This is a genomic window from Deltaproteobacteria bacterium, assembly GCA_016180855.1.
Taxonomy (GTDB): Bacteria; UBA10199; UBA10199; order JACPAL01; family JACPAL01; genus JACPAL01.
In genome coordinates this window covers 58815-68735 of sequence record JACPAL010000016.1, presented here as the reverse complement: position 1 = coordinate 68735, position 9921 = coordinate 58815, and the positions used below count along the sequence as shown (strand labels likewise).

9 protein-coding genes are annotated in these 9921 nt (G+C 52.1%); 8 read left to right on the top strand and 1 reads right to left on the bottom strand.

The annotated features are described in order from the left end of the window. The 4 genes from HYT77_08695 to HYT77_08680 all read left to right on the top strand — a co-directional run. Positions 1-1978: hypothetical protein (locus tag HYT77_08695; GenBank protein ID MBI2068072.1), on the top strand; the 1978-nt coding region annotated here is incomplete at its 5' end. Between the two features lie 9 nt (positions 1979-1987). Next, entirely contained in the window at positions 1988-2689 is a 702-nt protein-coding gene (locus tag HYT77_08690; protein ID MBI2068071.1) for a hypothetical protein, read from the top strand. Between the two features lie 22 nt (positions 2690-2711). Then, a complete protein-coding gene (locus tag HYT77_08685) occupies positions 2712-4418 on the top strand; it encodes a hypothetical protein (GenBank protein ID MBI2068070.1) in 1707 nt (568 codons plus the stop codon). A gap of 99 nt (positions 4419-4517) precedes the next feature. Beyond that, positions 4518-6332, top strand: coding sequence for a hypothetical protein (locus tag HYT77_08680; GenBank protein MBI2068069.1), 1815 nt, complete (start codon positions 4518-4520; stop codon positions 6330-6332). Here the strand turns inward: HYT77_08680 and trxA are convergent. After that, on the bottom strand, positions 6329-6658 hold the full coding sequence (trxA, locus tag HYT77_08675; protein MBI2068068.1) for a thioredoxin: 330 nt from the start codon (positions 6656-6658) through the stop codon (positions 6329-6331). The two genes, HYT77_08680 and trxA, sit on opposite strands and share 4 nt — an antisense overlap. 80 nt (positions 6659-6738) lie before the next feature. Between trxA and HYT77_08670 the strand changes: the two genes are divergently transcribed. From HYT77_08670 to cdd, 4 genes are read left to right on the top strand one after another with little or no spacing between them, the layout of a single operon-like run. Then, the gene (locus HYT77_08670; protein ID MBI2068067.1) at positions 6739-7371 is read left to right on the top strand and encodes a bifunctional precorrin-2 dehydrogenase/sirohydrochlorin ferrochelatase; all 633 of its coding nucleotides are present in this window, start codon (positions 6739-6741) and stop codon (positions 7369-7371) included. After that, the gene (ccsA, locus tag HYT77_08665; protein MBI2068066.1) at positions 7368-7802 is read left to right on the top strand and encodes a cytochrome c biogenesis protein CcsA; all 435 of its coding nucleotides are present in this window, start codon (positions 7368-7370) and stop codon (positions 7800-7802) included. The genes HYT77_08670 and ccsA overlap by 4 nt, the downstream gene beginning before the upstream one ends. Positions 7803-7805: 3 nt before the next feature. After that, the gene (locus tag HYT77_08660; protein MBI2068065.1) at positions 7806-9092 is read left to right on the top strand and encodes a glutamyl-tRNA reductase; all 1287 of its coding nucleotides are present in this window, start codon (positions 7806-7808) and stop codon (positions 9090-9092) included. Beyond that, positions 9089-9577 (top strand): cytidine deaminase, encoded by a 489-nt coding sequence (gene cdd / locus HYT77_08655; GenBank protein MBI2068064.1) that lies wholly within the window; start codon positions 9089-9091, stop codon positions 9575-9577. The genes HYT77_08660 and cdd overlap by 4 nt, the downstream gene beginning before the upstream one ends. Positions 9578-9921 lie beyond the last annotated feature (344 nt).

Here is a 9921-nt window from a genome sequence, read left to right as displayed (position 1 = left end):
GGTCACAGGGGTTCAATCGAGGCTTTCAACACTTTCATTTGGAAATAGCGTCGCCTGGCAAACGGTCCCCGTTAGAGAATCGGGAGGCGTGGGGGATCGCGGATCGAAAAGGGTTAGGAGGCCAGATCCCGGATTTTTGGATATTGTCGGTCGAAAAAAGGGGAAGGAGCCGAAGGAGCCACGCATTGTCATCACGCTTGAAAAATCACCGTTAACGGGACCTGCCGATGCCCCTGTCGGGAAGGTCTGGATAACGCAGAATCTCGTCTCAAGCATGCAGGCGACCGACTCTGGTTTGAGGATAAGACTCAGGGAGGCCCGTCTTGAGGGACTTCCATCCGGGGTGACGACTTTAAAAGGTCAATACGCCGAGGTGACGGGGAAGGAGCCACTCGGTGGCGACTTTAGTCAGCCACCGGTCCAGGTTGCCAGAGTAACCAATCCCAAGACAGGCCGGACTGCCCCAACCCTCAAATGGAACGATAAAGGTACCCAGGTCCAGGCCTATTATGCCGTGAACAGTTACCTCACTTATCTTGCCTCGCTCGGTTTTGATGTGAAGGCGTTACTCGGGGCGACGCATAAAGGGTCGTCGCACGCCGTTCGGGTGCTTGTTAATGAATTTGAGGATATGAACGCCTATGCGATGCCTGGCGAGGACTACATCGCGTTTGGGACGTCGAATGGGAAGTGGTCACTTGGGGCCGACCATGATGTCGTCATGCATGAGTGCGATCACCTGCTCACCTTCCATGCGATTCCGCAACTTCGGGGAACGGAGGGGGGGGCGATCCATGAAGGGGGAGCGGACGCGGCGGCGGCGATCTGTCACCGGGATGCCGAGATGAGTGAAGATTTCGGTCTCATGCTTGGAGGACGACCTGGTCCGTCCGTCGGACTCCGGACGGCGAACAACACACTGAATATCAGTGATGTTGGTGAGGAGCCGCACGATCGTGGTGAGGTTTATTCAGGCTACTGGTGGTCTCTCATGGAGCGGATTGGGCATGACCCCCGTTTTGATAAATTGACTCCGGAGGTGAGGAGCGGGGTTGCGCGTGATCTTGCGATGCGTCTCTACTATAATCACAAACTCGCCTATCCCTCTTTCAATCCGACCCCTGCCGATTTTGTCGACGCGGTTCTTCGTGCGGCGCGCGGTCTTGATCGGGCAGACAATGGAGGAGGAAAGATTCTTCCAATTCCGATCGCTGATTTGGAGGCGAAGATCCTCGCCGTTGCGGCCGATCGGGAACTTCTGAAGGCGCCAAAACCACCTGTCATGGATGATATCGAGATTGAGGCGGGGAGTTCACGGCAGCGAGGAATCGACAATGTTCGAAGATGGTGGCGCGATCGTGAGATTCACTTTCGTCGGTTCTCCCAAGCCCCTGGTCTTGGGTTTGAAACGGAGACACTTCAACAGGTTTACTGGTGCAAGAAGGTCCGGATCGCTGATGGAACCTCTCAGGGGAAGGAGCTCGCGGTTGATGTCGTTGGGCATGGGCTTAACTCGTGGACCGCCAATGGGAAACAGTTTGAGGTCTCACACAAGGATGTTCGTGAGATCCGTACCGATGACATTGATGAACGGATGAACATCCCTTTTGAGGCCGCTGTTCAGCTTTCCCAAAAGAGATTGGCTGCAGAGCTTCAGGAGGCGCTCGAGGAATGGGAAAAGGTTCAGCGTCGGCAGCCAAGGACGCGCGCCGAGGCGAAGAGGCGAGAAGGGACATTTCTTAAATATCAGATGTTCAAGTTGGTGGAGGCTTTGAGTAAAAAGCCTCATGAGATTCCACAGCGTCTCGTCATTGTTGGGGAAGATCGCTACCTCTGCTGGGCTGTTCAACTGGGTCCCTTGACGTTTTACATCCCGGCCCTGTCGAATTACCTTAAGAAAAAGGATGCGATCCGTCTGGACAGCAATATTTTTTATTGCAGTCACGATCATCGGGCACCGACAACGGCAACTGCTTAATTTTAATCTATGAGATTCGGCTTCATCGTGACCGCGGTAGCAGGTTCGTTTGCCTTGGCTGCCTGTGCCCTACGCAATCAGTCCGGAATCAAGTATCCACCAAAAAAAATAAACACCGCGGATCGTTATCTAAGCCCCCTGATTCCGATCGCCCGTCGACAGGAACCGAGACACCCCTCAGAAACTGAAAAGCTGTATGTCGTTGGCGGGAGTTATGCCTGTGATCGGCCGGAGGGGGATGAAGAGAAGGGGAGACTTTGTGAGCGTCGCTGGGAGACTGTAAAACGGAGGGTGCGTGAGGAGATCGGGAAACAGTTTCGATGTGACGAACGTTTGAGTGAGGGGAGGGTGATCTCCCAGGATCAACCGATTCGTCGTCAGGAGGCGGTATGCGAGGCCGGGTTGCAATCACCGTACAGTATGAATCTCGTTTGGAGAGAGGTGATTCGACGACTCTTTGATCCAGACCGGCTTTCAGACCGAATCGTATTGGGTGGACTTGATCTGGTGGAGAGGGATCTTGCGGGGCCACTTCCTGACCGTTCAAAGGCACATGCCTTTTATCTGCTCTTTCGGGTTGATCGGCCTCCCAATAACCCATCGGCGCCGGGGGCAACCTATTATCTCAGACGGCAGGAGCTGCATGGAGAGGTCGATCGTGATCTACGATATCGGAAGAAGAAGGAGAAGAGGTTCGATCTTTTGCAATGATTTATTGTGAAGGGGGATTTTTATGTCAATGGGTTTGAATCTAGGGAGGCTCGCTATTTTAGGGACGGTGGCCGGTTTACTCGCCTGTTACCGCCGTCCGCCGGAAGAGCCTGGAAAAGAGAAAAAACCGATTCAATATCCGACGCCTCCATTCGGTTTTGATGGGCTCGTCTGGACTCATGAGAACAATCTCTCGAGCGACGGAACAACGGCTGACCCGGTCACCTTTTCCTATCTTCCACTCGCTGGTAAGGAATTTCAGGGACGATTTGTCACTGTGAGCGGTTTAACCCCGGTTAACGGCCTCTTTAAATGTGAACCGTTTGCGGAAGGATCAAAGGTGACGCAGGACTGTTTTGATCAGGGGCAGCTCTACTTCAGCCTGAGCACCAATTATGACTATCTCAACTATCTCGGATTTGATCTTGCCCGAATCCTTGCCTCAAAGCATGAAGGTGAGTTTCATCCTGTAAATGCGATGGCCAACGGGATTCAGTGGATGAATGCCTATTACAGTCCTTGGGAAGACCGGCTCGTTTTTGGGACGAGCGACAACAAGTGGCACCTTGCCTCGGACAGTGATGTCACTCTGCACGAGTTCGGTCATATGGTACTCGACCACATCAATCCGATGCTGGTTGGGGCCTACGGTGAGGGGCGGGCGATTCATGAGGCGTTTGGTGATGCGTTTGCTGCGCTCTACTTCAATGACCCGGAGGTTTCCGAAGACTTTCCTCCCGTCATCGGCCAGCCCTCCGGCAAGGATAAAGGACTTCGAACCGTTAAAAATAATTTGAGGCTTTCGGATGTCTCCAGCGAGGAGCATGATCGGGGACAGGTCTACGCCGGTTTTTGGTGGTCTCTTTACAAAAACCTGAGCGCTCTTCCGGATCGGGGCGGAAAAATTCTGGGGGAAAAAGAGGCCCGGATCCTCGCACTCCGCCTTCTGATCAATCATGCGGCCCACTACCAAACCGCTTTTCCCAAACCGGCCGACTTTCTTGATGCGGTGTCGGGGGGTGCTGAGGGCCTTGAATCGGTTGGTCTGCTTCCCGTACCGCTTCATGAGGTGGTTCGTCTGGTTGGTGAAGAGGGGCGAAGACGTGAACTGGCAGCCACGCCCCCGTCTGGGAGGAGTGCCTCAATCGATCTGTTCCAGGAACCGATCCTCATGAAGGATCTCGAGGCGGCCCTACAACATTACAGGGACCAAAGTCGTGGTCGGATCCTCTTCCGGCAGGTCGCTCGTCTTCCGTATTTGGGAGGAAGGGTGGAGTATTACCAGCAACAGTATAAGACAAAACAACAAGGTGTTGTTGATGTGATCGACCACGGTCTTCGGATGAGGGAAGATTTGCAGGGATGGCGTCGGGTATTGCTTCGGGATGTGCGAACACCGTTTAAGTCCGGGATGATTGATGAACGGGTCGATGTTGCCTCGGAGACCGCAGGGCAGCTTGCAAGAGAGGCGTTGAATGATCGCTGGACCCGTTTTCAGACTCAGCCCCCACAAAACGAGGAAGAGAGAGTTCTACAACAAACCTTGGAGTTGTGCCGCCAATTTGATCAGTCCTCCACGCAATATGAGCCAAAACTTGTCATTTATGGGGATCACGATTACCTCTCCTGGGCGGTTCCGATAGGGTATGGGACATTTTTTGTCCCTGCCATGAGGGGCCGATTGGTCGATCCGGATCGGATTATTTTTAGACCCGAAATTTTTTATTAGACTCCTATCTTTTGATAGCAACTCAGGTTTTTGCGTGTCGATGGAGATGCCAGTCAGGGGTGGTTTAAAAAAACAAATTGAAATGGGGGAGGGGAAATTATGGTGACATGGTCGACAGGGTTTCGGTTGGGGACATTTATTTTTGCCGGATTAGGGCTCGCCCTTGCCGCCTGTGAGCCGAGACGGCCTGACAAACCATTACCGCCACCGCCCCCCAAGCCGGACCCTGATGATGATGACCCCTCGACCCAACCGATCCGAAAAGGACCGACGCCGTTTCCGCTCCCCGGCTCTGCCCATACGGGAAATGTCTGGGAGCTCGAAAATGACATCTCGAGTGACGGCCGGTTTAGGGAAGTCTGGTTTCCCGACCTCGCCGTTGAAGCGAGGGCTTTCCAGAGTCAATATGTCGATGTGAAAGGGACGACACCGGTCAATGGTGTCTTTAAATATGCGCCTTATCTGGAAGGCTCAAAAGTAACGCAAGATGGTTTTGATCAGGGGCAGCTCTACTACAGCTTGAGTCTTGGTTATCACTATCTAACGCATCTTGGTTTCGATCTGAAAGGAATTCTGGGCAGCACCCATCAGGGGAAAAGCCATCCGATTGCCGCTACTGCAAACGGGATGGGTCAGTTGAACGCCTACTTCAGCCCCAAGGAAGACCGGCTGGTTTTTGGAACCGGCGGGAAGGATGCGGCAGGCAACGACAAATGGCATCTCGCGGCCGATAATGATGTCTCACTGCATGAGACGGGACACAAGCTCCTTCACCACATGAATCCGAACCTCCTTCTCCCTTTTGGGGGTGATGGGGGAGCCATCCATGAAGGATTTGGTGATGCCTTGGCGACGCTCATCTATAACGATCCTGAGCTGAGTGAAGATTTTACAAGGGCCCTTGGCAGGACGTCGGGGAAAGACAAGGGGCTCCGCCTCGTTAATAACAAGTTGGCCCTCAGTGATGTGACAGAGGAGGTTCATGACCGGGGGCGGGTTTACGCCGGATTTTTCTGGTCTGTTTATGAGCGGCTCAAAAAGAAACTGGATGAAGATAGTGCGAGGATCCTTGCCATTCGGATTGCTGTCAATCACGGCTCCAACTACACCAACGTGTTTCGTCCGGATTCCCAGGATTTTGTAAATGCGGTCCTGAAGGGAGTCGAAGGTTTGGAGCGCGCCGGCAAAATTCCGGCTCCACTTGCCAGACGGGACTTGGACCAGATGATTTTGGAAGAGGCGACACGACGCAAGCTCGTGAAGAATGTACCGCCCGCGCCGACGACGAACCTTCAGGGGGCCGGCATTGCCCCTGTGAACTCGGCGGTGACTGCCAACCCGGTTGTCTTCAGTGATATCGAGGCGGCGAGGAAGAGCTATGAGGATTATAGCGGCGGACGCATGCTCTTTACCAAGGTAGGAACGGTTCCTTTTATCGGAGGACGGACCGAGTATTATCAGCAGGCGTATCGTCCGGTTGATCGCTCCCTTGAGCAGAGATACAAAACCGTTGATGTCATTGGGCGGACAATGCACGTCCGACATGATCAGAGCGGGAAAACACTCCAGGTTTATCACAACGGGGTACGTTTGTTCAGAGGGGGTGAGATTACTGAAGAGCTGACCGTCTCTATTAAAGATGCCGAGCAAAAGGCTCAGGAGAAAATCACCGCGGAGCTAGAGAAAATTATTGACTCTGCGGGTGATCTCTTCAGTCCGAGCGATAAGGCAAGGAGGATGGCCCTTGAACTATGTCGGAGTGAACCCCAATCCCGTTCCCGTCTTGTAATTTTGGGAGACGACACCACCTTTACCTACGCGATCCAGATGCGGTATGGGACCTTCTACGTGCCGGCGGTTCAGGAAAAGTTGAAACTCGAGAATATTGTCTTTCAGCCGGACATTGTACCTTAAAGGGCTTTGCGGACTAACTCTTCGAGGCGATCAATCGGCACGGCGCCGACGACTTGATCGAGCGCCTTTCCATTTTTAAAGAGAATGACGGTTGGAATCCCGCGGATGCCGAACTTGGCCGGTGTCTCCTGGTTATTATCAACGTCCATCTTGTAGACCTCGAGCTTGCCACTATACTTGTTGGCTACCTCATCAATCAGAGGGGCCAAGGCGCGGCAGGGGGCACACCAGGTGGCCCAGAAATCGACAAGAACCGGTTTCTGGCTTGTCAAAATCTCTTTTTCAAAATTCTGGTCTGTTGCGGTTTTGATATTTTGTGAGGTCATGGGGTCTCCTTTTTAAGGCTCAAGGAAAATAGGTCCCGCCATTTGAAATTGCAAGAGGTTTTGGGATAGAGCTCCTTTTTGTGAGGTATTTTCCAGCCGGGCTTAACCTGTCAGAAAAAAAGATCGTTGTCATTGGTGGTGGGTCGGTGGCGGCTCGAAAGGCGCTCTCCCTTCTGCAGAGCGGTGGGAGTCCTCTTGTAATTGCCCCGCGACTTGCCCGTTCATTTTTGCGGTTTAAACGTAAAATCAGACATCTTGCGAGAAGATATCGCGCCGGTGATCTAAAGGGGGTCTTTTTGGCGGTTGATGCGACGGGGGAGGCAAAACTTCATGAAATAATTCGCCAGGAGGCGCGAAGGGAAGGGGTCCTCTTGAATGTGGTCGATCGTCCGGCCCTGTGTGACTTTATCTTTCCGGCGATCGTCCGGCGCGGTGACTTTGTAATATCGGTTTCTACCGGGGGTGCATCGCCGGCGTTTGCCAGGAAAATCCGCCGGAGACTTGGCAGGCTGTATGGTCCGGAATATGGGAGATTGGCAAGGATTCTGGAGAAAGTCCGTTTGGAGATTCCGGCGGGTGAAAGGGTAAAGTACCGAGCTGTTTTCAGGAAGGTTGCTCATTGGCCCCTTCTCAGGAGGATTCAAAAAGGGGATGGTGGGGGAGTTAAAAAGCTGATAGAGCGGGAGGTTCGAAAAAAGAGAGGTGACCGATGAGCCATTTCTGGATGATTCACACGTTTTTCATGAGTGCGGCGCTTGTCACGTTTGGGATCAGTTTTTTCGTGGGGCTCCTTTTTCTCTGTCAGGAGCGGCAGCTTAAAAATCATCGCCCCATTCTTGCCTGGTTGCAGAGGCTTCCGTCACTCGAGGTGATCGATTCCCTGCACTACAGAGGTCTGTTCATCGGGTTTCTCCTGCTCTCCCTCGGGATGATTTCAGGGGCGTTTCTTTCCAAGAGTCTGTCCGGCGCTTTTTTTACCTCAGACCCGAGGCAGATTGCCTCCCTGGTCACTTGGGGCATTTATGCCCTCTTTTTGAATGTGCGGATCCGGTCCGGATGGCGAGGCCGGCGAGGGATTCTCCTCTCACTGGTCGGTTTTTTGACCGTGGCGTTGACATTTATTGCGATTCATCACCGGGATTGATTTATGCATTATCTCATCGTCGGACTTTCTCACCGATCGGCCCCTCTGGAGATTCGCGAAAAGGCGGCGGTCTCCTCCTCAGAAAATCGCGGGGCGTTGGGACAGATTTTATCAGGTGGGGAAGTAGCGGAGGCGATGCTTCTCTCTACCTGCAACCGCGTTGAGATAATGCTTGTGACCCAGAATCCGGACAAGGGGTATCAGGTCGCCCGTGATTTTTTTCAGACAATCATCGGAATTTCAGAGGGAGAGATTTCCCGGTACCTCTATCGCAAGGAGGACCACGATGCGATTCTTCATTTCTTCCGCGTGACGGCGAGTCTTGATTCAATGGTATTAGGCGAACCACAGATCAGTGGGCAGGTGAAGGAGGCGTATGCGGCCGCCTTGGGGAGCCAGGCGACTGGTGCTTACTTAAACAAGCTGGTCCATCGTGCGCTTCATCTCTCCAAACGGGTTCGAAATGAAACGGCGATTGGGCAATATCCGGTCTCCGTTAGTTACGCGGCGGTTGTTCTGGCCTCCCGCATCTTCAACCCCCTTAATGAAAAGCGGGTGCTTGTTGTAGGGGCCGGAGAGATGGCGGAATTGGCTTGTCAACACTTGCGAGAAAAAGGCGTTGCAAAAATCTTTGTAGCGAATCGGGACGCTGGGCGCGCTGAAGCGCTGGCACGTTCTGTGAAGGGAGAAGCGATTTCGCTGTCGAGACTGTTTGAACAGGAGGGGCTCGCGCTTTTGTCGGACCTTGATATCATGATTACATCGGTTGGCATCGATAAGACGCTCGTGACGGAACAGCAGGTTCGACAGGTTATGAAGGAGAGAAAAGGACGGTCGATGTTTTTCATCGATTTGGGAGTTCCCAGGAATGTTGAGGCATCGGTCAACCGGATTCCGAATGTTTATCTCTACACGATTGATGACCTTCAGGGGATTGTAACGGCCAACCAGAAGGAGAGGGAGAAGGAGGCGGTTCTTGCCGAGACGATTGTTGCGCGAGAGGTCGAAAAGTTTCTCAGAAATCTCACAGAAAGAGAAGCGGTTCCGACTATTCGGGACCTCTCGAGAAAGTTTGAATCAATCCGCACACGAGAACTTCAAAAATTCTGGCAACATCATCCCGGTGCTACAGAGGACGAACGAAAATCATTGGAGTCTTTGACGCAGGCGATTATCAATAAAATCCTGCATGACCCGATTATTTCAATCAAGGCGGATGAGGCTGAAAATGGTGAATCCAAGTATTCTGATATTCTAAGACGATTGTTTCGATTGGAGGAGGATTCATGAAGAACCGTTTAGTCGCTGAGGCGTTTCGGGCCCGTAAAAACTCCTACAGTCCGTATTCGGGATTGAGGGTTGGTGCGGCGCTTCTCTGCAAGTCGGGAAAAATTTTTTCATCCGGCAATGTCGAAAATTGCTGCTATGCCCTCACGATCTGTGCCGAGAGGGGTGCATTTTATCACGCGATTGCTGCGGGTGAGCGGCGGTTCAAGATGCTGGCGGTAACCGCCAATACGGAAGAGTTTATCTCTCCTTGTGGAGCCTGCCGTCAGGTGATTTGGGAGCTGGCGGGAGAGATCGATATCCTCATGATCAACCGGAAGAGACAAACGAGGACGATCCCGCTCTCGGCCCTCTACCCCGTCCCCTACAAGAGGACTTCCAAACGACGACGTACCCTCAAGTACGCCTGCGTCGCGGCTCCTCGGGGTGCCTTGCAGCTGGGCATTTTTGAACAGTCCCCAAAAGCCATTTTTCAACACACCCCTTAAAGCACTTTCAAGGGTTCTAATTCCCATTATCAATTTGATTGGAACAGACAAATTATTTATCAATATGATAATTTTATAGTTGATTGAATAAAATCACTATTAATAAAAACATATTGATGTTTTTATATAACAGTTTCAGGCAGTTATTTCGTTTTGTCTAATAATTTCTCTTATTTTAGGAACCCAGTTTCTTAAGCTTAAGAAATGAATTTCATTTCCGGATCATCTAAGTGGTCTTGAATGGCAGTCATAAAAAGCAGATAACTTATTGAATATAATTATAAATTAATATGACAGGCGATTAATCAATAGTTGGCACGTCGCTTGCTCTAACCCACTGGCGT